Genomic DNA, 23,250 nt, shown 5'->3' on the forward strand with positions numbered 1-23,250 from the left:
TTTTAAACTATTAAAGGGAAAAGCACATAGCTTTTCCCTTTTTTTATTGAAAGCGATTAAATTATGAAAAAAAAAATTCTTTTGCTAGGATTTTCATCAGCTCTACTATCTCCACTTGCATCCGCTAATAATCAGTTTCAAGTTTTTACTCATTTTGACGCAGAAATCTATACCGAAGCGCAACCAGTTCAGGCATTTGTTGATGACTTTGATGCGCCGCTAACCTCGGGTGACAGTGCATTCACGTACAATATTTTTGAAGTTGGTGTTGGGTACGGTAATTTTAAAGTTGGTTTACAAAGTCGCTTTGACTACGTACTAAATTTTGATCCAGATACGGCAAAATACACTCACATTGAAAAAAATGATTTGGCTTTTGAAGATAGATACTACACCTATTATTTAGACGCTAAACAAGCAACTTCTAATGGTATATTTGCGTCTTACGATTTTAAATTTTTAGATAAAAACGCATTAACCATTACACCAAAAATTTCTATTTTTGCTAGTACGCATTTTCAAGACGGGATTGTTGACGGGCGTATTTACAGCGATGAAGTAGAAGGCGATATTTCTGTAGATTATAACTATTCAAAAGATATTTTATTTAAAAAATTTACGCCATCTGATAACCCTGAAGGGTTAGGTTATAGCCTAGATATATTTGCTAATTGGCAAGTAAATGACGAGTTGCATGTAGGCTTTAGCGTTAAAGACTTGCTGTATAAAACTGATTATGAAGACAGTGGGTTTGTTAACGGGCAAACAACCGAGATTCCATTTAGCCAAAACGATAATGGCGATATAATTACGCAGCCAACTGTATCGTTAAAAACATCGTCGTTTGGAAATACGCAATCTCATGATTTTGATATGAAAATGCGCATGCAAGCGTTTGCTGATTATAGAATAAATGATCGATTTTCGACTCAATTAACTCTTAAACGCTACGATCAAGATACATTTAGCCAGTTAAAAGGGCGAGTTCATTTTTGGGATCATTGGAAAGTACAGGCTGGCTATGAAACTAAAAGCAAGGCTTATTTAGTGGGTATTGAAAGCGAGTATTTTGGTCTTAATCTGCAAACCGATAGTTTAGATTTGGATAAAGCGTATTATGCAAATATAAATTGGTACATGAACATTAAGTTTTAAGGAATGAAGATGTTAAAACAAATTATACCTTTAGGGGTTGCAGTAGCATTAGCGGGTTGTGGTGGATCATCTTCTAGTTCTGATAACAACGAAAGTGTGGCTGTAACTCAAATTACAACTAATTCAACAGCCCGTTTTTATGTCGCCAACTGGCAGTCGCCGAAGGGTACACTCAATATTTTAAATAACGAAGGTGTTATTCAAGAGTCGATTGAAGTAGATAACATTAATACGTTTAGCATAAGTGTAACGCCGCTTACATACAGCCGCTTTGAATTTATACCTGATGATACGTTGTTATCTTGTCCACGATTTACAGGGTGTGGCAGAACAGTACGTGATGACCCTAATGATTTAAACGGCAACCGTTTAGTTGATTTTCAAGAACCAACGTCTGTTACATTAAATTATAAAGCAGATGCATTTATTGCCCCTGGTGTTAACGCGGTATATTTTTCTCCTTTAAGTACAGCGATTACTGATGCAGGCTTAAGTGCAGTGCAAGCAAGTTTATCTGCCACGCCGTTTTATCATTTAACGCACAGTAACCTTACAGCCAGTGTTGAAGCTGAAATGGTAACTAACGCCTTTACTTATGCTGCTATTATTGCGGGTGTAGCCGACAGTACCTTTAACGTTGATACTGCATTTAATGCCTTTTCTAGTAATGATAGCGAACAACAAGCATGGCAAGATTACAGCCAATTAGCTGCTCAATATACTCCTGATAACCTGTTTAGTGAACAGGGAAATGGCTTACTTCCTAATGTAGCAGGCCAAGTAAACCAAACCATTGCGAGTGTTACTACTTATCAGCAGTGGGAGCCACGTGTGAGTGAAGCACAGAGCTTAGAGTCAAGAGAGCTGCTTGTTGATGTTAGAAATATTATTGGTGTTGCAAGGCTTCAAGAAAAAAGCTACTCAAATGAACTCGACGCTAAATTTGCTGAACTAGAGGGTGCGTTTGACGAAGATACTCAAGCAACGCTTACAGCACTGACTAATGCGCTTAACGAGGTTATAACTAATTATTCACCATTGGCTGATGATTCAGTACCTGCTGGGCAATATTCGCTGAGAGATTTAGACATTGATTACAGTAAATCGCCTTATACTTGGGCTATAACGGGTACCTACGATAACTTACCGATTAGCATAGACTTATCTATTCCTACATTTAGAGTAAGTGGCGTGCTAGGTAATAAAATTGAGGGTGTAATGAGTGCTACGGTAACCAATGGCTCAACTTTACTGAGTGTTGATGTTAGCGAGTTGCTGATTCAGTTTGATGGTATTGACGTTGTAAACGAAACAAATCCTGATGCTGATACAGGTATTGCACAACTCACTACTAATGTTGTTATTAATAAAGCTAATGGTGAATTAGCAGGCGATTTATCGTTAAACCTAAACCGTTTTGTGGACTCATTTGGCGAGGTATCCACTACGTTATCGTCTTTCGATTTTCAAGGTGACTTTGAAAGCGAGGTTCAAAGTACTGCGTTTCATATAACTGCAATTGAATCGTCACCTTTTATTGGTGAAGAAAATGATGATTTAGCCTTTACCTTCGAATTAGATTTTCCACTAAGTGCCGCTAACGATTTTAAATTTGCTTATGTGGGTGCTGTAGATAATTTAACAGAGCTAACATCGACGGATATATATGTGAGTGCTCAAGGACAGGCGTTGGATCTTCGTATTCGCGATGTTAATGGTAATATTAGCCTAGTTGCAAAAGGTGAAAACGGTCGCTGGTTAGATGTAAAACAAGCAGGTCGTAATTACAGCGGCGGCTTATACTTTGGTGATACAAAAATTGCTGAGGTTACCGCTGTTCGTGGCATCCCAGGTGTTTTATTTCCAAATGGTGATTTTGAATCGGTGTTTTAAACCACCGTTAGTTTTCTAAACTAATATTAAAAAGCCCAACAAGGTGAACACCTAGTTGGGCTTTTTGTATTTTGTAACTGCCGTTATAAGAGTTCTATTTCAACAGTTTCGCCTTGTGCAATGTTTCCACTTTGTGCAGGGACTACAATCAAACAGTTCGCTTTACTAAGAGACGACAGTACGCCTGAGCCTTGTTTTTCAACAGGTGTGACAACAAGGTTGTTGTTTTCGTCGTTACTGGCAATACCACGTTGAAAGTCTGTTCGGCCTGGGCGCTTTTTAATTTGTTGAGTTGTGACTGCTTTTAAACGAAGGGTGGGTTTAGACTCATTGCCAGATAGTTTAGTCAATGCTGGTTTTACAAGTCGCTCAAGCGTAACGGCTGCAGAAACTGGATTACCAGGTAAACCAAAAAAGTAGCTGTTAGGCAATTTACCAAAGGCAAATGGTTTGCCTGGTTTCATGGCTATTTTCCAAAAGTGTATATCGCCAATGTCGTTCAGTACTTCTTTTGTGAAGTCGGCTTCACCAACCGATACACCACCAGAGCTAATAACGGCATCGGCTTGCTCGTCCGCTTTTAAAAAGGTATTTTGAATAAGTGTTTTGTCATCGGGAATAATACCAAAATCAATCACCTCTATATTTGGATTATTAAGCTCGCTAATAATGACAGCGCGATTACTTTCATAAATAGCGCCAGCAGGAAGTGCATTACCCGGCTCTATCAGTTCGTCTCCAGTTGAGAACACGGCCACTTTGAGTGTTTGGTAAACGTTTACTTCGTTAATACCAATAGAGGCTAATAATCCAACGTCCACGCCTTTAAGCTTTCTGCCTGCTTTTAATACCACACTGTTTTTTGCAATATCTTCACCTGCAAAACGGACATTGTTATTGTGCTCAATAGTGCCTGTAAAAGTAATTTCATCGTTATTTACAGTGGCGTTTTCTTGCATAACAACCGCGTTAGCACCTGGCGGAAGTGCTGCACCGGTCATAATTCTTACGCATTGACCGGGCGTTAGCGTTTTGTCGAAGGTTTGACCCGCAAATACACTGCCTATTTGCGTGTAGGTGGTTAGGCCGTCGCTAATACACAATGCATAGCCGTCCATCGCAGAGTTGTCATGTGCGGGCACATTAATTGTTGATTGAACATCAGTAGCCAAAATTCGGCCAACACTACTCATTACAGGTATTGTTTCGGCATGCTTATTAAAGCTAATTGCATCTAACATATTACTGATTGCGGTTTCTATTGGTAATAAACCGGGTGCATTGCAAACATCGTTCATATATATTGCTTACTTAATTCATTTATTAAAACAATACTTACAATGTCAAAGCTTTACAATACATGGCTGGGTTATTTTTTGTTTGGTATTTGCGTGTTTTCAAGCTCGTTAAACGCAAAAGAAACAATACATGTTGCGGTGGCAAGTAATTTTAAAACCGTGTTACAAACTTTACTGCAAGACTCCCCAATACCGGGTATACAAGTAAAAATATCAGCGGCTTCTAGCGGTGTTTTATATTCTCAAATTGTACATGGAGCGCCGTTTGATGTGTTTTTATCGGCTGACGATGTACGCCCGCAAGCTTTAATAAAAGAAGGATTTGCTAGTCAAAGTAGCTTAATTACCTACGCACTTGGTGAACTGGCTGTGTGGCAGCCCAATGCTAATAGAGTAAATAATAAAGTGGCGATAGCTAATCCGCGTTTTTCACCTTATGGGCAGGCGTCTGAGTTTTACGCGAATGCCAATTTTAAAAAGCCAATAAATTATGTGTATGGTAATAATATTACGCAAGCTTTTCAGTTTGTTCAAAGTGGGAATGCATCTGTAGGGGTCGTGGCTGTCTCTACATTAAAAATGGCGTTTAATAATAGCCAGGACCCACAGTATTTGTCGTACAAGTTAATACCGCTTAGCGAGTATCCCGAAATTATTCAACAGGGGGTTATTATTAAATCGAGTAAAAAACTGGCAAGCGCTCAAAAGCTTATGGACTTTTTAATGACCAGTAGCACTCAACTTAAGCTTGTTGAACTAGGGTATAGAACAAAGGATAGCAATGCTTCAAAGTGATTTAACAGCACTGTGGCTGACGGTAAAGTTAGCTTTTATAACGGCTATGTTGCTGCTTGTTTTTTGTATTCCTGTTGCATACAAACTAGCGGGGTACAAAGGTAAATTTAAACCGTTTTTAGAAGCGCTTATTGCAATGCCGTTAGTATTGCCACCGACCTTGCTTGGTTTTTATCTACTGGTTTTATTTTCGCCCACCCATGCTTTTGGGCAATTTTGGTTTTGGCTAACAGGTACCCAGCTTGCGTTTAGTTTTCAGGGTGTTGTTATTGGTTCGCTTTTTTATTCTTTACCGTTTGTAATGCAACCCTTAGTTGCAGGGTTTAAGCAGATTAACCACACCTATAACGAGGCTGCAATTGCCTTGGGTTTGAGCCACTTTAAGCGTTTTTTTTACTTAATATTGCCGTTGTTAAAACCTAGTATTGGTAGTGCATTTGCACTGGGGTTTGCGCATACGCTCGGGGAGTTTGGCTTAGTGCTGATGATTGGTGGCAATATACAAGGAGAAACACAGGTTGTTTCTATTGCTTTGTACGACCATGTAGAGTCGTTAAACTATGCAGCGGCGCATCAGCTTTCGCTTATTTTACTCGCTATTTCATTTGCGTGTTTAGTGCTGTTATTTAAATTTAATAAAAGCATAGTGGGGGTTAAGCAATAGTATGATTAAGTTAGCCCTTTATAAATCGCTAAATAGCTTTGATTTAGACATAAACCTTCATCTTGAATCTTTTACTATTGCGGGAATTTTTGGCCCGTCCGGCTCGGGTAAGTCCACCTTGCTACGTTGTATTAGTGGCCTTGAAGGTGAGCAGAGTGTTTATATAAATGATAAATCGGTACATCATTTACCAACTGAGCAACGCGGTGTTACGTTGCAAGTTCAATCTTGCCCATTATTTCCGCATTTGGATGTAGCAGGTAATTTAGCGTTTACACAAAAGCATTGTTTTAATAGGCAAACTGACTTAACTGAACAAAAAGTTATTGATGCACTTGAGTTACACCCCTTACTTAAACGCAACGTTCAAAGCTTGTCTGGCGGGGAGCGCCAACGGGTGGTGTTTGCACGTACGTTGTTGGCAGGTCAAAAATTAATTATTTTAGATGAGCCATTTAGCGCTCTTGATTGGCCGCTGCGCTTTAAAACACTCTCAACATTAAGTGAATTGGCGGCAACGTTTACTATTAAATTTATTATAGTGAGCCACTCGTTAAAAGAACTATTATTTTGTTGCGATACCCTGGTGCAGCTCAATAACGGTAAAGTAATTAACCATGGCCCGAGTGCGCAGGTGGCTAAAGCTATTTACGCTAATAATAAACAAGCACCGCTGAGCTTAATTAACTTTAAAATCATTACATTTGATGAAAAATACGGTGTGTATTTGCTTAAACTCCACAAAAGCGAGCAGCAGCTATTTGCATTACCCAGCGCTGTAGAGCAAGGAAATAAACTTATATTAGAGTGTGAGCAAATATCGGTAAGTGCAGAAATGCCATTAAACACAAATAACAGCAATGTTTTAATATCTACGCTGCACAGTGCAGAACTTATAGATAAAACATGGCAACTTACGCTAGATGTAGACGGACAAAGCTTGTATTGCTTACTTTCACCAAGAGTATGGGATCAAAATAACTACAAAGTAGGCGATACACTTTATGCGACTATTCATAATCTAGAGTAGTTTGAAGTGGGTTTTAGCTGCACGTAGCACAATGACTGTTTTTTGTGATTTTAAAGCGATTAAACTCCATACTTAATCCATCAATCAGCAGTAAATGCTCGCTTAACCCGCTTGGTAATCCAGCAAGCATTTTTAAGGCTTCAGTGGCTTGAATACTGCCAATTAATCCTACAATGGGCGATAGCACGCCTGATTCTGAGCAGCTTTGTGTTTGATCTGACATAAACTGCGATAGACACTCATAACAGTGGCTATTTTCTTGCATTGTAAAACAGGCAACTTGGCCTTCCATTCTAATTGCAGCGCCCGATACTAGTGGGGTTTTTGTTTTATAACAGGCTGTGTTTAATACATTACGTGTAGTTAAGTTATCAGAGCAATCAATGACTATATCAATATTTTTTAATAGCTCGTCAAGCTTTGACTTTTCATCTAAAAATACATCGATTGTATGTATATCTATTTCATCATTTAAGCTATTTAGCTGCGCTTTGGCGGCGTGAGTTTTTAAGCAGCCTACATCCGTTTGTTTATAAAGCACCTGCCTTTGCAAGTTTGTAGCATCAACCACGTCGTTATCTACAAGCGTTAACGTACCCACACCGGAGGCAGCTAAATACTGAGCAACGGGGCAGCCCAAGCCACCTAAACCGACTATAAGCGCATGAGATTGCCATATTTTTTCTTGCCCCTCTATATCTAATTTAGGAAGCATTATGTGGCGCGAGTAGCGTAGTTGTTGTTGGTAAGTCAGGGCTGGTTTAGTCATTAGCGGCTTCTCATTATTTTTATACACAATAGCAATTTTTAGAATATGTGGGCAAGAACGCGGTTAAAAGTAATTGCACTGTTAGTGCTCACTTTGATTACCTTAACAGTGCAAATGAAAATTATAACGAATTAGAAAAAACATAAGTTAATGATTTTTAAATAAATAAATTATTGGCTCACTAATTGCTCAGCATGGTTAACGTGAAATTAACAAATATAGCAGTGTAATTAATAACAAAGTAGTAACTGCTATAAATAACTACAAACGTAACTAAGGAAAAATAACATGCAACCGAGTACTGGGTTTAACCTCATATCGTTTAGCGGAAAAATGAAAATACTGCATTTAAGCTGGATGGTGTTTTTTATCTCATTTTTTGTCTGGTTTAACCATGCGCCATTATTAGGCGCTATAGCGGGTTCGCTAGGTATTACTATGGCACAAGTAAAAACGCTGCTTATTTTAAATGTGGCACTAACCATTCCTGCTCGCGTGGTTGTGGGCATGTTAACTGATAAATTTGGGCCTCGCATCGTTTATGCATCATTACTGATTTTATGTAGCATCCCATGTTTTATGTTTGCGATGGCTACCACGTTTGAGCAAGCCGCTATCGCGCGTTTTGCACTTGGCTTTATTGGTGCGGGTTTTGTTGTGGGCATTCGCATGGTGAGCGAGTGGTTCCCGGCAAACGAGTTGGGTACAGCAGAAGGTATTTACGGTGGCTGGGGTAACTTTGGCTCGGCAGCTGCTGCAATGCTATTGCCTGTATTAGCGCTTATGTTTGGCGGTGACGATGGCTGGCGTTATGCGATAGGCCTAACCGGTGTATTAAGTGTCATTTTTGGTGTTATTTGGTACATCAGCGTAACTGACACGCCAAAAGGTGGCACTTACTTTAAACCAAAAAAAGTAGGAGCAATGGAAGTAACCAGCAAAGGCGACTTTGTACTACTTCTTATAATGAAGCTACCTATGTACGGTGCTTTAGCACTACTTACTTGGAAGCTTTCTCCTACTGGTGCAAATTTACTTTCTGAAAATTTTGTTATTGGTACATATGTATTTTTGGTGCTGCTTTATCTTTATGAAGTTTATAAAACGTACGACATAAACGGCCATATTTTTAAGCAACCTGTTCCAGAATCACACCGTTACGAATTTAAACAAGTTGCAGTTTTAAATATTCTTTATTTTACAACGTTTGGCTCAGAGCTTGCTGTTGTATCTATGTTGCCATTATTTTTTAGTGAGGTGTTTGGCCTTGATATGGTATACGCAGGCTTACTTGCATCAGCGTATGCGTTTATGAATTTAGCTTCTCGCCCGGGTGGTGGTTGGATCTCAGATCGAATGGGTCGTCGTAAAACACTTATTGTACTTACCACTGGCTTAGCTGTAGGTTATTTTGTTATGGGCTTAGTTGACGCTAGCTGGCCGCTTTGGCTTGCAGTTGCTGCTGCTATGGCGTGTTCGTTTTTTGTGCAAGCGGGGGAAGGCGCTGTATTTGCGGCTGTACCACTTATTAAACGCCGTTTAACGGGTCAAATTGCAGGTATGACGGGAGCTTACGGCAATGTAGGAGCTGTTGTGTATTTAACGGCGCTCTCATTAGTTGATTACCAAACATTCTTTATGATTATTGCGGCAAGCGCATTATTAGGCTTAGGTGCATTATTTTTCATGAAAGAACCCGATGGCCACATCACAGAAGTAAACGAAGATGGCACCGTTGAACTTATTTCTGTGACTTAAGGCATACATATGTTTGATGAAACCCAAAAAGCCAGCGCACTTACAAACGAACTTAACGTTGAGTTTGGTGGGCACAGTAGCAAAGGTATAAAAACCGAAAATCAAGATGCGTTTGCTGCTCTTAATACTCAAGCGCAAGAAAAAGAGTCAAAAGGGGTTATTGCCTGCTTGGCCGATGGGTGTTCATCAGCAAAAAATGCTAAACAAGCGTCACAGTTATCGGTAACGCACTTTATAAATGAGTATTTAAATACACCGCCAAGTTGGGCCGTTAAAAAGTCGGTATCTAAGGTATTGGCCAGTTTAAATCAGTGGCTTTATTCGCAATCGGTTAACTACAATCACCTTGGCCAGCGCCAAGCAGATTGGATGACCACGTTTACAGCGCTTATTTTAAAATCGGCCACGGGTTATATTTTTCATTTAGGTGATACCCGAATTACGCGGTTACGTGCAAAAAGTATGGAGGCGATAACACGCGACCATAAAGTAAATGATACTCTAACGCGAGCTTTAGGCGCGCAGCTTCATCAAGAAATTGATGTATACGAAGTTGAACTTAAAGCTGATGATATTTATATACTTACCTGCGATGGTGTACACGATGTATTGCCATACAGTGATATACAAAAGCTAATTGATGAGCATACTAATTTAGAGCACGCAGCAAAAGCAGTGACAGAGCTTGCCATAGCAAGAGGCAGTGACGACAATGTAAGCTGCTTACTTGTAAAAGTGAATAGTATTGCAAAACAAAATTTAGACGAGTTATATCACTCTTTAACTAGGCGAAAAATTCCGCCACCGTTAAAAGTTGGCCAAAAAATTGATGACTTTACTGTTATCCGTGAATTACACGCTAGTAGCCGCTCGCACATTTATTTAGTGCAACAAACACCCGATATGCCGCCGGTTGTATTAAAAGCGCCTTCGGTAAATTTTGAAGACGATGTGCACTACCTTCAAGGCTTTATAAGAGAAGGCTGGGTGGGGCAACGTATTAATCATCCCAATGTAATGAAGGTTTTAAATACGCAATCGCAAAGCCGGTTTTTATATCATATTTGCGAATACATGGACGGGCAAACGCTGAGTGATTGGAAGCATGATGTGCCGCATCCAGAAATTACCCAAGTGCGCAGTATTATTGAACAAATAGTACAAGCACTCAGAGCATTTCAGCGTTTGGATATGGTGCACCGCGATTTAAAACTCGATAACGTGATGATAGACGCTCACGGCAAAGTAACATTAATCGATTACGGCACGGTAAGTGTTGCGGCTATGGATGAGTCGGTAAAGCAAATTGCAGATGATTGCCCGCAAGGTACGGTAGATTACACCGCACCAGAGACGCTTATCACTATGCACGCCGATTTTAAGAGTGATTTATTTTCGCTAGGCGTTGTTGCGTACGAATTATTATGTTCAAAATTGCCGTATCAGCCACTCGCGCATAATCATGTACCAAAAGATTACAGTCACTGGCAATACACTAGTATTCGTAAACACAGAGCAGATATCCCGTTTTGGTTAGATCAGGCTTTAATGAAAGCATTGGCTCCCAAACCCGAATTCAGATACCACGCATTTTCTGAATTTATAAGTGATATTAATAAACCTAATCCACATTTAAAAAGTACCGCCCCGAAAGACTCAATAATGAAACGCGATCCGGTTTTAGTCTGGAAAAGTATTTCGTTGTGTTTGTTTATAGCCTTGGTGTGTGTACTCATAATTAAAAATTAAGAGATAAATATGTTAAATCATAAAAAAAACTTACCTATTATTTTTATACTGGGTAGCTTAACTGCGCCTTCAATTAGTGTTGCAGCGCAAACCGATCTTAACTTTAGACTGCGTTTTGAAAGCGCAGAGCAAGATAACGCGTTAAAAGATGCAAGTAGCTTTACGCTGCGTACACGCCTTACTCATAAAACAGATGAAGTGAATGGTTTTTCTGCACTTATTGAAGTTGAAGACAGCAGAAGCCTCTTAGGTGTAGACGATTACAACAATACACTGGGTAAAAATACTAATTACTCAGTAATAGCCGACCCAGAAACCACAGAAGTAGATCAAGGTTTTATAAAATACGCAAAAGATGCTTTATCAATTAAAGTGGGTAGGCAAGTAATAGCGCTTGATGGACAGCGGTTTGTGGGCCACGTTGGCTTTAGACAAGACAGGCAAACTTTTGATGCGGCAACAGTCAATTACACGTTTAATGATATTAATTTGCACTATAGCTACATAAGCAAGCGCAACCGTATATTTGCCGAAAGCAAAGATATTGATTCATCCGATCACCTTATCAATGCAAGTTTTAAAACAAGCTTGGGTAAAGTGGTTTTATACAGTTACTTATTAAGTAACGACGCAGTAGATGATGACAGCTTAGATACCTATGGTGTTTCTTTTAATGGTAATAAAACGCTCAGCAATACTAAGGTTTACTATAAAGCAGAGTACGCCACGCAATCTGCATCAACGAGCATGAGTGATTTTGATGCTGATTATTATGCATTTGAAGGCGGCGTTGATTTAGCCGGTTTAGGTATTAAAAACGTGACACTAAAAGCCGGTATTGAGTCACTGGGCTCTGATGATAGCGATTATGGTTTTGCCACGCCGCTTGCCACTATGCATAAATTTAATGGCTGGGCTGATACGTTTTTAGCAACGCCTGCACAAGGGCTTGATGACACTTATGTAAGCTTAAATGGTAAAGCTTTTGACGGTAAATGGTTAGTGGCTTATCACAGCTTTGATGCAAACGATAATGCAAATGGCGTTGATGATTTAGGCTCAGAGCTAAACGTGCAATACGTTAAGCCTATTAATAAAACCTATGCCGTTGGCGCTAAATATGCCGATTATTCAGCAGGCGATAGCGCTGCAGGCAAAGTTGATACCCAAAAACTATGGGTGTGGGTGAGCGCTAAATTTTAAGTATTTAACCAGAACTCTGGTTATTTAATTTGAAGCGTTACAAGTTGGTGCAATAGCGCGAGCTTGTGGTGCTTCCACTTCTTTTTTACTGCACCAATTTGGTTAAGTCACTGTAATATATTGATTATATATCTGGCTTGCATATTGCTATAACAACTACATAACAAATTATACGTTTAAAGTACTCATTTATGCATTGAGTACTTTGAACAAAATAGGTGATTTTAATGCCAAGCAAGCAGCGTGTTATCGTCGTAGGAAACGGGATGGTTGGGCATCATTTTGTACAGCAGCTAGTATCGCAGCAAGGTGATAACAAAAATGTTGATATTACCGTGCTCAGTGGTGAAGACCGCCTCGCTTATGACCGCGTTCAGCTATCGTCATTTTTCAACGGCAAAACCGAAGACGATTTAGCACTTACCTGCAGTAAAACCTATCAAGATTGGCAAGTGTGTTTCCATACTCATTCTAAAGTGGTTGATATAAACCGAGATGCAAAAAAGGTTACTACTGCAAAAGGCGAGTCATTTGAATACGACAAGCTAATACTGGCAACGGGTTCGTTTGCATTTGTGCCACCCATTCCAGGTAAAGATCGTGAGCATTGCCTAGTTTACAGAACCATTAACGATTTACACGCTATAAAAAAATCAGCACAAGATAGTAAAGTAGGCGTTGTTATTGGTGGTGGTTTACTAGGGCTTGAAGCAGCCAACGCATTAAAGCAGCTTGGCTTGCAAACCCATGTAATAGAATTTGCACCACAACTTATGGGCGTACAAATAGATGGGGCTGGTGGGCGATTACTAAAAAATAAAATTACCGAGCTCGGCGTTACAGTGCATACCTCAGTGGCGACAGAGCAAATTATAGAGGGTGTAAGCAGCCGTTATAAAATGTGCTTTAAGGGTGGTCAAACCCTAGAAACCGACATGATAGTATTTTCGGCCGGTATTCGCCCATACGATAACCTAGCTCGCGAGTTTAATTTAGAAATAGGTGAGCGCGGCGGCATTGTAATAAACAACCATTGCCAAACGAGTGATAAAAACATATATGCTATAGGCGAATGCGCCCTTTGGAATAACTTTATTTTTGGTCTTGTAGCACCGGGTTACGCGATGGCAAAAGTAGCGGCGGGGCATGTTTTACAACAGCTGTCTTCAAACAAAGCTTTACACACTACCTCAAACAATTCCTCAAATAGTGCTGATGAATTTAGCGGCGCCGATATGAGCACCAAGCTTAAATTAATGGGTGTTGAAGTGGGCTCAATTGGCGATGCCCACGCCCGCAGTGAAGGCGCAATTAGCTATTACTTTGAAGATCAGCCCAACGGTATTTACAAAAAAGTAGTCACTAATGCGCAAGGCAATAAACTCATAGGTGCTGTACTTGTTGGCGATACCAGTGATTACGATAACTTATTGCAGTATCACTTAAATAGTATAGAGCTTAGTGTGCCCGCAGAGTCTTTAATAATGCCGCTTGCAGGTGACACGGGCGAGCTAAGCGCTGATGATTTACCAAGTGATGCCATTATTTGTGCGTGCCACAAGGTTACAAAACACACCATTGAACACGCTGTTATGCAAGGTTGTAGCGATTTAAATAAAGTGCAGCAAGCTACTAAAGCAAGTACGGGGTGTGGAGGCTGTGAAAAATTAGTACAAAGCGTTATTAGCAGTGCACTTAATAATAAAATAGCCACGTTAACGTCAGTAGATGAGCCAGTCTCACAGAGCGCTTAACACTCACAATAAGAGAGCAGTATGGAAACTTTAAACACTTGTTCAAACACGCCTTTGCTTAAACAAACTACTTGTCCTTATTGTGGTGTAGGGTGCGGGGTTGATATTTCATTATTAAATAATACCCCAACAAAACTTGAAGGCACGCGCGAGCACCCCGCTAATTTTGGCCGTTTATGTGTTAAAGGCACGCATTTGCTTGACACCACCGGCAGTGATAACCGCTTAACATCGCCCCTTATTGATAACGAACCCGCTAGCTGGGATACGGCAACTGATTACGTTGCTAATAGATTTAACGCCATTATTAAAGAGCATGGGCCGGAATCTGTTGCGTTTTATGTATCGGGGCAGTTACTCACTGAGGATTACTACGTTGCCAATAAATTAATGAAAGGCTACATAGGTTCAGGCAATATAGATACAAACTCAAGGCTGTGTATGTCATCGGCGGTTGCCGGTTATAAACGTGCGTTTGGTGAGGACGTAGTACCATGTACCTACGACGATTTAGAGCAAACTGAGCTACTTATTTTAATTGGCTCAAATGCAGCTTGGACTCATCCGGTGCTTTACCAGCGTATGGAGCGCGCAAAAAAGCTTAATCCAAACATGAAAGTTGTGGTTATCGACCCGCGAAAAACCGATACAGCCGAACTTGCCGATACCTTTTTAAATATAAAACCAGGCAGCGACGCAGCACTTTATAACGGCTTACTTAATTATTTAAGTGAACATAACTATTTAGATACACAATTTATAAACGCGCATACAAACGGCTTTGAAACAGCGCTTGCAGAGGCTAAAAAGTGGAGTATTAAAGCTGTAAGTGACTTTTGTGATATCGATGCGCAGCTAGTCAATGACTTTTACGCCTTATTTGCAAAAAGCCCAACCGCTATTAGTTTTTATTCAATGGGTATTAACCAATCAAGTTCAGGGGTTGATAAGTGTAATGCCATTATAAATGCGCATTTAGCGTCGGGTAAATTGTTAAAACCTGGATGTGGTCCGTTTTCAATAACTGGGCAGCCTAATGCTATGGGTGGGCGTGAAGTAGGGGGCTTGGCAAATCAATTAGCAGCACATTTAGACATTGAAAACGACGCGCACCAACAGTTAGTGCAGCGTTTTTGGCAATCACCAACAATAGCTAAAAAAGCAGGGTGTAATGCGATTGATATGTTTGATGAAATCGCCAAAGGAAAAATAAAAGCTATTTGGGTAATGGCAACCAATCCAATGGTAAGCTTACCTAATAACGCAGCAATACAACATGCACTTGAGCAATGTGAGCTGGTGGTTGTGTCTGACTGTATTGCCAAAAGTGATACGCTAAAATTTGCTAATGTGGCGTTTCCCTCAACCGGATGGGGCGAAAAAAACGGCACAGTGACTAACTCAGAGCGCAGAATATCGAGGCAGCGCCCGCTAGTTGAGCCTTTCTCAGGGGCTAAAAACGATTGGCAAATAATGTGTTTAGTTGCCCAAAAAATGGGCTTTGAAGGATTTGATTTCACAGACCCCAGTGGCATTTTTGAAGAATGGGCACAACTTACTGATTTTGAAAATAACGGTGATAGGCTATTAAATTTATCAGCTTTAGTAGGGCTTTCGCAGCAGCAGTACGATAACTTAAAACCAGTTATGTGGCCGGTACTAAAAAATGAGCCCTATAAAAACGGGCAGGTTTTTGTTAATAATCAATTTAGCACCGCAGATAAAAAAGCCCGCTTTATTCCTATAACGCCCAAACTTCCTGTGCAACAAACATCAAGCGATTACCCGTTTGTAATGAACTCAGGGCGAATACGCGATCAGTGGCATACAATGAGTCGCACCGGAAAAAGTACAGCCCTTTCTACTCATATAACGCGCCCATATATTGAAATAAACCCCATAGATGCCAGTAAGTTAAACATAAAAGCAAACGACTTAATAACCGCTAATGCTAAAACTGGGCAGGTTACGGCTCATGCAAAAGTGACGGATGCTGTGCGTAAAGGTGAATGTTTTATGCCTATTCACTGGAACAAGCAATTTGCCTCATCCGCTACGGTAAGTGGGCTTTATCAATCGGTTGTTGACCCTATTTCGGGACAGCCTGAATGTAAGCATGGTGCTGTTGATTTAGTTAAAGCGCAGTTTGCTCAGTACATGCAAATTTTTAGCAAAACAGAGCTTAAAATAACCAGTGATTTTTGGCTTAAAGTTAACGCAAGTAATTGTGTTAACTACCAGTTAGCGCTCAATGAGCCGCAAAATGATTTGCTTTATTATTGCCAAACACTGACAGGGTTACAAGGGCAGTGGTCGGCAATGGGCAGTACAAAAGCCATGCATATTCAATGTATTCAAAACGAGCAGTTAGTGTTTGTTGCGGTTGTTTCGCCAGCTCAAAAAGACATATCACTTGAGTGGATAAATCATTTATTTGCAGAGCCTTTAATAACTTTTAGCCAATTACAGTCATTGTTGTATGCCACGCCCGATGAAGAATTTACCCAAGGCGCGCAAGTATGTAGTTGCTTTAAAGTACGTGAGCAACCCATTATAAACGCCATTAAAAGTGGTGAAAATACAGTGGAACAATTGGGGTCTAAACTAAAATGCGGCACTAACTGTGGGTCGTGTAAAACCCAGTTAAGCCAATTAATAAAGCAGCATACTACGCAAAACGCTAACAGTATTGATGTTGCAGTTGAAATGTAAATAAACAAGGAAGCATATGCTTAATGATCAATTTGGTCGGCAGTTTAACTATTTGCGCCTCTCAATTACCGATGTGTGTAATTTTAGTTGCACCTATTGTTTACCAAACGGGTATCAGTGCGATACCCCGCGTAACTTTTTAAATAAAAATGAAATAAACACCTTAGTAAATGCATTTGCTTCACTTGGCACAAAAAAAGTGCGCATTACGGGCGGTGAGCCGTGTTTACGCAGTGACGTAACCGATATTATAAAGCAGTGTAAAAACACCTCAGGCATAGAAAAAGTCGCCATAACAACCAATGGATTTAATTTATTTAATAAAATTGATGAGTTTTACAGTGCTGGCTTAGATGCGCTAAACATTAGTATAGATAGCTTAAACCCAAGCATGTTTAAATTAATTACAGGACACGACAAGCTAACCCATATTTTAAAAGGGATAGACCGGGCAATTGAGCTGGGTATAAAAGATATAAAAATAAATGCAGTGCTGGCTAAGCAATTTAATAAAAACCAATTAAATGATTTTTTAGACTGGGTAAAACATAAAAAAGTAACGGTACGCTTTATCGAATTAATGGAAACAGGTAATGGTGCCACCTTTTTTGAACAAAACCATTTAAGCGGGCAAAGTGTTAAAACGCAGCTTTTAGCACAAGGTTGGTTACAGGTAGTGAGAGGTAAATTAAACGGCCCTGCAGAAGAGTTTTGTCATCCTGATTTTGAGGGTCGCATTGGCTTAATTATGCCCTACAGTAAAGATTTTTGTAAAAGCTGTAACCGATTAAGAGTATCGTCACTAGGCAAACTACATTTGTGCTTGTTTGCCGAGCAAGGGATAGACTTACGCCCGCATTTAAATGCGCAAGATATGCCAGCCACTGTAAACGCGATTCAAGCAGCAATGGGCAATAAAACCATTAGCCATGAGCTTGATAAGCGCTTAACGGGCGCCACAACACATTTAGCTATGTTGGGCGGCTAAAATGAGTATTAGGGCTGTGTTCACGGGCGTTGTACTCGCTGGAGGGCAATCATCCAGAATGGGCAGCGATAAAGCCAACCTCATTTTAAAAAATAAAACATTACTGCAAAATGCATGTGAGTTATTAGCAGCAGCAGGAGCAAGTGATGTACTTATAAGCCGTAATGTACAAAGTGCTACTGCGCAATACATAGCAGATATATACCCAGGTTCTGGTCCGCTTGGCGGGATTTATTCAACTTTAATGGCGACAGAGCAAGATATACTTGTAACCGCTGTTGATATGCCATTACTTACTTGCACGTTATTATCGCAAATTGCATCTGCAGCAAGTGATAACCCCCACTTTCAAACAAATCAGCCACAAATACATGCGTGGCACTTTGAAAATGAACCGTTACCCCTGTATATTCGTAACACCCAAAGCGTTAAACGTCATTTAAAACAATTACTCATAAACGTAAATAGTCATAAATCAATTAAACAGTTTACCCGTAGTATTGGTGTGCAAACGTTAAAATGTAATAAAGCGCATGCACTTGTTAATACCAATACACCGGCGCAATTTAAAGCTGTTAACGAACAATTTGACCAACACAAACCTAATTTATTGAGAAGAACCCTATGAGCCACACAACTGAGTCACAAATCGCATTAAACATTGCCGTAATGACAGTAAGCGATACACGCGATGAAATTACGGATACGTCAGGCCATTATTTAATTAAAGCCCTTACTGAAGCAGGCCATCACTTAGCGGATAAAGACATCGTTAAAGATGATGTTTATCAAATGCGAGCAGTTGCATCGCAGTGGATTGCCGATGACACCATTCACGCCATTTTAGTAACCGGTGGTACGGGCTTTACCGAGCGCGACTCAACACCAGAGGCATTTGCACCGCTGTTTGATAAAAGCGTAGATGGATTTGGTGAGCTATTTAGACATATTTCGTACGGTGAAATTGGTAACTCAACTATTCAATCACGTGCGTTGGCGGGCCTTGCCAATAACACCGTGATTTTTTGTATGCCTGGCTCTACGGGCGCATGTAAAACAGCCTGGACAGGTATTATAAAAGATCAGTTAGACTCAATGCATAAGCCATGTAACTTTGCCCCGCATATTACTATTGGTAAAAAATGCGAATCGCGAGAGCAATAATATGCTGAGCCACGTAGATGAAAACGGCCAAGCAAACATGGTTGATGTATCGTTAAAAGAGGTCACTCTGCGCGATGCATCCGCCGAGGCCTACATTAAAATGAGCAAACAGGCTTTTGAGCAAGTGTTGCTTAATCAAAATAAAAAAGGTGACGTGCTAGGCGTTGCCCGAATTGCGGGTATTCAGGGCGCTAAAAAGTGCGCCGATTTAATTCCGCTTTGTCATCCGCTGGCACTGAGTAAAGTAGCCGTTGATTTTGAGCTTGATGAAGCACATAGCCAAATTAAAGTCACCAGCTACTGTAAATTAGCAGGTAAAACGGGCGTTGAAATGGAAGCACTCACCGCTGTATCTGTGGCGACCCTAACATTATTTGATATGTGTAAAGCCGCCGATCCGCTTATGGAAATACACGGTATGCGTGTAACGCAAAAAGCAGGGGGCAAGCATGGCAGCTGGCAGCGAGACTAATTTAAATGATACTGATGCAGGGGATGTAAACGTACTCTTTTTTGGCCAACTTAAAGAGCGGCTAAAGTGCGACAAGTTAACCGTTGATATAGCGCATACCCTTAGCATTAAAGCGTTTAAACACATGCTGGTTGAGCAAAACCCACATTGGCAGGCATGGCTTGAAGAGCGTGATGTATTGTGTGCGCTTAATCAAACTATGTCATCAAGCGATGAGCTTGTAAAAGCAGGGGATGAACTTGCTTTTTTCCCACCAGTGACAGGTGGCTAATGAGTATAAGCATTAACGTACAAACGCAGGATTTTTCAGTAGGCGAGCAACATGGCGCACTTTGCAGTAATAACAAAAGTGATGGTGCCGTAGTGACGTTTACAGGGCTGGTGCGAGAATTTAGCAGCGGCGATAACGTAATCGCCCTTGAGCTTGAACACTACCCAGGTATGACTGAGCAACTACTGCAATCGATAGCCGAGCAAGCCCAAACACGCTGGCAACTTGCCCGCATAAGCATTATTCATCGAGTCGGTTATTTAGCCCTTGGTGAGCAAATTGTATTTGTTGGCGTAACTAGCCGCCACCGCCAAGCCGCGTTTGAAGGCGCACAATTTATAATGGACTACTTAAAAAACCACGCCACGTTTTGGAAAAAAGAGCATTTTAAAGACTCCTCTAACTGGGTTGAGTTTAAACAGAGCGACAAGCAAGCACTAAATAAATGGCAAGGTATCGAACAGGATGCAATTAAGTAAATGCATATAATCTCTACCAATATCTCTAAAATAAAATCGGTCGTGCATAACGGCAAAGAGGTCAAAACCGGCATATTTAAAACGCCAACCAGTGAGCCGGTTGTTATTGAAAAACTAAATATAATAGGTGATGAACAAGCCGATTTAGTTAATCACGGCGGTATTGATAAGGCGGTTTATGCGTTTTCGCACAATCATTATGATTACTGGAAACGCACCCTTAATAATGATGATTTAGCAGTCGGTTCCTTTGGCGAAAACTTTACAATTTTAGAGCTTGATGAGAAAAATATTCATATAGGCGATCGTATTCGTGTAGGTACAGCACTACTTGAAGTAAGCCAGCCGCGAGTGCCGTGCTTTAAGCTTGCCATTGCACTTAATAATAAACAAAGCCTAAAACTGTTTACCCAGTATTACCACACGGGTGTTTATTTTAGAGTGCTTGAGCAAGGTGTTGCTAAAAGTGGCGATGCCGTGACTATTGAACATAAAGCCAAACACAACATTTCGGTTAAAACGTTGTTTCAGGCGTTTTTTGATAAACAATACCCAGATTATGAAAGCGTATTATTAGCAGCACTTGAACTCCCCGAGCTTGCACTTGAGTGGCAAACTAAAATTAAAAAGAAGCTTTCATTAGAACTTCACCAATAATTTATTTTAAAATTAAAAGGTGACTATGCGTGTTTGGCTCATTAGCCTTTTATTTTTACTCACACTCACTCAATTCAATTATTTTTTTAGCCACTGCATACAGTGAACTATGCGATTCCATTGCTTGTTTTTGAAGCTGTTTATGAGCGTGCTCTTCACTTATTTTTAACTGTTCTATTAAAATATATTTAGCTTGATGAATGACTTTTTGTTCGCTTATTAGCTGTTTGGCATCTAATAAAGCTTGGTTTATTTGTTTTATATGTTGTGCTTGCTCAAGTATTAAATCGTACATTGTTTTATTACTACTCAGCTTACTTACCGCCGAATTTGAGGGCTCACCTATTTTAAGAGCGAGTTGTCCATCTGAAACAGGAATATACTCTTGTTCTAGTGAGCTTAATATTTGCTTGTTTGAGTTAAGCTTTCGTTGAGCGCCAGCAATCCGCATCGCTGCGCTATCAATTAAATGGTCGCTAATATTTTGCTCAATTTTATGCATTATATCGATGCGAGTAGTCGTTACCTCATACCACACTTCACTTAACTGAGATAAAGGTTGTGCATTTTGGTCGTCTAGTTTTTGTAGCAGGCTTCTTAGTTGATCAACTTGTTTATTAACCGGGTGTTCTATAAGTGATGAGTAACATTTTAATAAATGATTGTCGGCGTATTCACTAAAGAAGGAAAAACGGTTTTCTTGTTCTTGCATAAAATGAGCAAGTTGCTGTTTTTGTTCGCATGAAAACTTACTTTCGGCAAAGGCTTGAGCGCCACAGGCACGCTCTTGTCCTGCATACTCTTTGCCTTGCATAAAGTTAAAATAAGCCACTAAAAGGCGAATAACTTGCGGATCGTTTGCACCATCGGCTGCTTCTAAAATTATATTTAACAAGCCGGCAATTAGGTTTGTAAATGACTGGGTAGCATGAACGGGTGTAATGTTTTGATTCGCTATTTGGTAACGAAGCGAGGGTAATGCGTCGAGTGATTGCAAGCTATGAGAAATTAAATTATACAGCCGCGAATGACCACTTAAGGAGGTGTCGGTAATAAAAGTTGTTTTTAAAGAGTTATAAAAATAACGTTGAGTCGTTTGCGTTACCGTTATTTGCTCTTTAAGTTCGCAATTAAATTGTAGGCTTTTAGACGCTAAAAATATATTGCTCATAGCACGTTCTTTCTGCAATTGATGAACAAAGTCGCCTAATTTTGTTAACGACGCACAGCTATTTTGTAATTGTTTTAGCGCGTCTATTTCTTGATATTTAGCCGCAAGTAAAAATTGTTTTGTGAGAGGGTTTGCTGTTTGCATGGAGTTATTTCCGCACTTTTTTGTTTATGAAGTGCAACCTCTATTCCATATATGTAAAGATTTTATTATTCAAATTAAAATCAATTTAAAACAGCTGCTTGTGTATTACTTTAAACTAATAAAGTAAAAACAGATTTATTTTAGCAACACGAAAAGCCCCTTTTTGGTGCATTAAAAAAGAGTTTTGCCACACGGTGTACCGGTATTAAAAAACGCGCTTATTCCTGGGGAAGAATAAGCACGGATAGTGCGTTAAGCGTTAACATGTTGCACTAAAAGCGCTGGGTCAATATTCATTGTATGATTAACTACTTCACCAATGATAATGAGCGTTGGCCCCATTAACGTAGCTACTGATTCATTATTCGATATATCGTTAATAGACCCTGTTATTATTTTTTGGTTAGTTGTTGTTGCATTTTCTATTAAGGCAATAGAAGTGTTGTCGGGCCAACCTACTGATTTTAAGCCTTTACATAATTCGTTAAGCCTACTCAGCCCCATGTAAACAACAAGTGTTGGGTTGTTTTTACCTTGCATAAATGTGTAATTTTGCCAATTAGGTAACTTTTTAGGATCGGCAAATTGAGCGGTTAAAAAAGTTACACTGCGAGCTACATCACGAGCAGTTAAGGGAATACCTGTATATGCCGATGCAGCGCAAGCGGTTGTCACACCAGGAACAATTGCAAAACTAATATTATTTTGTGTTAGCGCGTCAGCTTCTTCATTTATACGAGCAAAAATGCTCGGATCGCCGCCTTTTAAGCGCACTACATTTAACCCTTGTTGAGCATACTTAACTAAAAGATCACAAATATTCGCTTGCGACATAGAGTGTTTACCAGCGCGTTTGCCTACGAATACTCGCTGTGCTTTTTTAGGTAATGTGTTTAGTAAATCTTCACTTACTAGCCAGTCATACAAAATAATATCGGCAGATTGAATTAATCGCTGAGCCTTAACCGTAATGAGTTCGGCATCGCCTGGGCCCGCACCAATAATATAAACATGGCCATTTTTAGCCTTTTTGTCGGTAAACTTAACCCCATTGGTTAGCTTGTTAATTACTTTGTTTAACCAGATGTTTTCAACACCTGAAAAATAAGAGAGCACACTCATAA

The 23,250-nt window shown here is 40.0% G+C and carries 21 protein-coding genes; 17 read left to right on the forward strand and 4 right to left on the reverse strand.

The window, feature by feature from the left end:
• Positions 1-63 precede the first annotated feature (63 nt).
• Both MTF67_RS12610 and MTF67_RS12615 read left to right on the forward strand, forming a co-directional pair.
• The gene (locus MTF67_RS12610; protein ID WP_248519693.1) at positions 64-1,155 is read left to right on the forward strand and encodes a hypothetical protein; all 1,092 of its coding nucleotides are present in this window, start codon (positions 64-66) and stop codon (positions 1,153-1,155) included.
• Positions 1,156-1,164: 9 nt separating this feature from the next.
• Positions 1,165-3,048, forward strand: coding sequence for a hypothetical protein (locus tag MTF67_RS12615; RefSeq protein WP_248519694.1), 1,884 nt, complete (start codon positions 1,165-1,167; stop codon positions 3,046-3,048).
• 83 nt (positions 3,049-3,131) lie between these two features.
• Here MTF67_RS12615 and glp read toward each other — a convergent pair whose 3' ends face one another.
• Positions 3,132-4,346: a gephyrin-like molybdotransferase Glp gene (gene glp / locus MTF67_RS12620; protein ID WP_248519695.1), complete on the reverse strand. Its 1,215-nt coding sequence runs from the start codon at positions 4,344-4,346 to the stop codon at positions 3,132-3,134.
• 42 nt (positions 4,347-4,388) lie between these two features.
• Between glp and modA the strand changes: the two genes are divergently transcribed.
• Genes modA through MTF67_RS12635 form a run of 3 tightly spaced genes read left to right on the forward strand, consistent with a single transcriptional unit; the run spans position 4,389 to position 6,835 of the window.
• Positions 4,389-5,141: a molybdate ABC transporter substrate-binding protein gene (modA, locus tag MTF67_RS12625; RefSeq protein ID WP_243530834.1), complete on the forward strand. Its 753-nt coding sequence runs from the start codon at positions 4,389-4,391 to the stop codon at positions 5,139-5,141.
• Complete coding sequence (gene modB, locus MTF67_RS12630) at positions 5,128-5,805, forward strand: molybdate ABC transporter permease subunit (RefSeq protein ID WP_248519696.1); 678 nt, start codon at positions 5,128-5,130, stop codon at positions 5,803-5,805. The genes modA and modB overlap by 14 nt, the downstream gene beginning before the upstream one ends.
• Before the next feature lies 1 nt (position 5,806).
• Positions 5,807-6,835, forward strand: a complete 1,029-nt coding sequence (locus MTF67_RS12635; RefSeq protein ID WP_248519697.1) for an ATP-binding cassette domain-containing protein — start codon at positions 5,807-5,809, stop codon at positions 6,833-6,835.
• 13 nt (positions 6,836-6,848) lie between these two features.
• Here MTF67_RS12635 and moeB read toward each other — a convergent pair whose 3' ends face one another.
• On the reverse strand, positions 6,849-7,604 hold the full coding sequence (gene moeB, locus MTF67_RS12640; RefSeq protein ID WP_248519698.1) for a molybdopterin-synthase adenylyltransferase MoeB: 756 nt from the start codon (positions 7,602-7,604) through the stop codon (positions 6,849-6,851).
• 288 nt (positions 7,605-7,892) lie between these two features.
• Between moeB and MTF67_RS12645 the strand changes: the two genes are divergently transcribed.
• The 12 genes from MTF67_RS12645 (at position 7,893) to MTF67_RS12700 (ending at position 20,811) form a co-directional block, all read left to right on the forward strand.
• Positions 7,893-9,362: a NarK family nitrate/nitrite MFS transporter gene (locus MTF67_RS12645; protein ID WP_010556319.1), complete on the forward strand. Its 1,470-nt coding sequence runs from the start codon at positions 7,893-7,895 to the stop codon at positions 9,360-9,362.
• A 9-nt stretch (positions 9,363-9,371) separates the two neighbouring features.
• Positions 9,372-11,111 carry a bifunctional protein-serine/threonine kinase/phosphatase gene (locus tag MTF67_RS12650; RefSeq protein WP_039037172.1) on the forward strand — a complete coding sequence of 580 codons (1,740 nt, stop codon included), beginning with the start codon at positions 9,372-9,374 and terminating at the stop codon, positions 11,109-11,111.
• Positions 11,112-11,120: 9 nt separating this feature from the next.
• Positions 11,121-12,314 (forward strand): alginate export family protein, encoded by a 1,194-nt coding sequence (locus tag MTF67_RS12655; protein ID WP_248519699.1) that lies wholly within the window; start codon positions 11,121-11,123, stop codon positions 12,312-12,314.
• A gap of 227 nt (positions 12,315-12,541) precedes the next feature.
• Complete coding sequence (locus MTF67_RS12660) at positions 12,542-14,068, forward strand: FAD-dependent oxidoreductase (RefSeq protein WP_248519700.1); 1,527 nt, start codon at positions 12,542-12,544, stop codon at positions 14,066-14,068.
• A gap of 21 nt (positions 14,069-14,089) precedes the next feature.
• On the forward strand, positions 14,090-16,780 hold the full coding sequence (locus MTF67_RS12665; protein WP_248519701.1) for a nitrate reductase: 2,691 nt from the start codon (positions 14,090-14,092) through the stop codon (positions 16,778-16,780).
• A gap of 16 nt (positions 16,781-16,796) precedes the next feature.
• Positions 16,797-17,768, forward strand: a complete 972-nt coding sequence (gene moaA / locus MTF67_RS12670) for a GTP 3',8-cyclase MoaA (protein WP_248519702.1) — start codon at positions 16,797-16,799, stop codon at positions 17,766-17,768.
• A 1-nt stretch (position 17,769) separates the two neighbouring features.
• The gene (locus tag MTF67_RS12675) at positions 17,770-18,396 is read left to right on the forward strand and encodes a molybdenum cofactor guanylyltransferase (protein WP_248519703.1); all 627 of its coding nucleotides are present in this window, start codon (positions 17,770-17,772) and stop codon (positions 18,394-18,396) included.
• The gene (gene moaB / locus MTF67_RS12680) at positions 18,393-18,932 is read left to right on the forward strand and encodes a molybdenum cofactor biosynthesis protein B (protein ID WP_004587753.1); all 540 of its coding nucleotides are present in this window, start codon (positions 18,393-18,395) and stop codon (positions 18,930-18,932) included. The genes MTF67_RS12675 and moaB overlap by 4 nt, the downstream gene beginning before the upstream one ends.
• Position 18,933: 1 nt before the next feature.
• On the forward strand, positions 18,934-19,404 hold the full coding sequence (gene moaC, locus MTF67_RS12685) for a cyclic pyranopterin monophosphate synthase MoaC (protein ID WP_006794371.1): 471 nt from the start codon (positions 18,934-18,936) through the stop codon (positions 19,402-19,404).
• Entirely contained in the window at positions 19,382-19,675 is a 294-nt protein-coding gene (locus MTF67_RS12690; protein WP_248519704.1) for a MoaD/ThiS family protein, read from the forward strand. The genes moaC and MTF67_RS12690 overlap by 23 nt, the downstream gene beginning before the upstream one ends.
• Positions 19,675-20,154 carry a molybdopterin synthase catalytic subunit MoaE gene (gene moaE, locus MTF67_RS12695; RefSeq protein ID WP_248519705.1) on the forward strand — a complete coding sequence of 160 codons (480 nt, stop codon included), beginning with the start codon at positions 19,675-19,677 and terminating at the stop codon, positions 20,152-20,154. The genes MTF67_RS12690 and moaE overlap by 1 nt, the downstream gene beginning before the upstream one ends.
• The gene (locus MTF67_RS12700) at positions 20,155-20,811 is read left to right on the forward strand and encodes an MOSC domain-containing protein (RefSeq protein WP_248519706.1); all 657 of its coding nucleotides are present in this window, start codon (positions 20,155-20,157) and stop codon (positions 20,809-20,811) included.
• Between the two features lie 55 nt (positions 20,812-20,866).
• On the opposite strand, the gene MTF67_RS12705 is transcribed toward MTF67_RS12700, so the two are convergent.
• Positions 20,867-22,126: a nitrate- and nitrite sensing domain-containing protein gene (locus tag MTF67_RS12705; protein ID WP_248519707.1), complete on the reverse strand. Its 1,260-nt coding sequence runs from the start codon at positions 22,124-22,126 to the stop codon at positions 20,867-20,869.
• 252 nt (positions 22,127-22,378) lie between these two features.
• Positions 22,379-23,248: a uroporphyrinogen-III C-methyltransferase gene (gene cobA / locus MTF67_RS12710; RefSeq protein ID WP_010556330.1), complete on the reverse strand. Its 870-nt coding sequence runs from the start codon at positions 23,246-23,248 to the stop codon at positions 22,379-22,381.
• Between the last annotated feature and the right edge of the window lie 2 nt (positions 23,249-23,250).

The sequence above is a fragment of the Pseudoalteromonas sp. 2CM32C genome (genome assembly GCF_023161925.1).
Taxonomy (GTDB): Bacteria; Pseudomonadota; Gammaproteobacteria; order Enterobacterales; family Alteromonadaceae; genus Pseudoalteromonas; species Pseudoalteromonas marina.

Coding starts and splice junctions, on each gene's coding strand:
- MTF67_RS12610 (WP_248519693.1), top strand. CDS start 64: ATGAAAAAAAAAATTCTTTTGCTAGGATTTTCATCAGCTCTACTATCT.
- MTF67_RS12615 (WP_248519694.1), top strand. CDS start 1,165: ATGTTAAAACAAATTATACCTTTAGGGGTTGCAGTAGCATTAGCGGGT.
- glp (WP_248519695.1), bottom strand. CDS start 4,346: ATGAACGATGTTTGCAATGCACCCGGTTTATTACCAATAGAAACCGCA.
- modA (WP_243530834.1), top strand. CDS start 4,389: ATGTCAAAGCTTTACAATACATGGCTGGGTTATTTTTTGTTTGGTATT.
- modB (WP_248519696.1), top strand. CDS start 5,128: ATGCTTCAAAGTGATTTAACAGCACTGTGGCTGACGGTAAAGTTAGCT.
- MTF67_RS12635 (WP_248519697.1), top strand. CDS start 5,807: ATGATTAAGTTAGCCCTTTATAAATCGCTAAATAGCTTTGATTTAGAC.
- moeB (WP_248519698.1), bottom strand. CDS start 7,604: ATGACTAAACCAGCCCTGACTTACCAACAACAACTACGCTACTCGCGC.
- MTF67_RS12645 (WP_010556319.1), top strand. CDS start 7,893: ATGCAACCGAGTACTGGGTTTAACCTCATATCGTTTAGCGGAAAAATG.
- MTF67_RS12650 (WP_039037172.1), top strand. CDS start 9,372: ATGTTTGATGAAACCCAAAAAGCCAGCGCACTTACAAACGAACTTAAC.
- MTF67_RS12655 (WP_248519699.1), top strand. CDS start 11,121: ATGTTAAATCATAAAAAAAACTTACCTATTATTTTTATACTGGGTAGC.
- MTF67_RS12660 (WP_248519700.1), top strand. CDS start 12,542: ATGCCAAGCAAGCAGCGTGTTATCGTCGTAGGAAACGGGATGGTTGGG.
- MTF67_RS12665 (WP_248519701.1), top strand. CDS start 14,090: ATGGAAACTTTAAACACTTGTTCAAACACGCCTTTGCTTAAACAAACT.
- moaA (WP_248519702.1), top strand. CDS start 16,797: ATGCTTAATGATCAATTTGGTCGGCAGTTTAACTATTTGCGCCTCTCA.
- MTF67_RS12675 (WP_248519703.1), top strand. CDS start 17,770: ATGAGTATTAGGGCTGTGTTCACGGGCGTTGTACTCGCTGGAGGGCAA.
- moaB (WP_004587753.1), top strand. CDS start 18,393: ATGAGCCACACAACTGAGTCACAAATCGCATTAAACATTGCCGTAATG.
- moaC (WP_006794371.1), top strand. CDS start 18,934: ATGCTGAGCCACGTAGATGAAAACGGCCAAGCAAACATGGTTGATGTA.
- MTF67_RS12690 (WP_248519704.1), top strand. CDS start 19,382: ATGGCAGCTGGCAGCGAGACTAATTTAAATGATACTGATGCAGGGGAT.
- moaE (WP_248519705.1), top strand. CDS start 19,675: ATGAGTATAAGCATTAACGTACAAACGCAGGATTTTTCAGTAGGCGAG.
- MTF67_RS12700 (WP_248519706.1), top strand. CDS start 20,155: ATGCATATAATCTCTACCAATATCTCTAAAATAAAATCGGTCGTGCAT.
- MTF67_RS12705 (WP_248519707.1), bottom strand. CDS start 22,126: ATGCAAACAGCAAACCCTCTCACAAAACAATTTTTACTTGCGGCTAAA.
- cobA (WP_010556330.1), bottom strand. CDS start 23,248: ATGAGTGTGCTCTCTTATTTTTCAGGTGTTGAAAACATCTGGTTAAAC.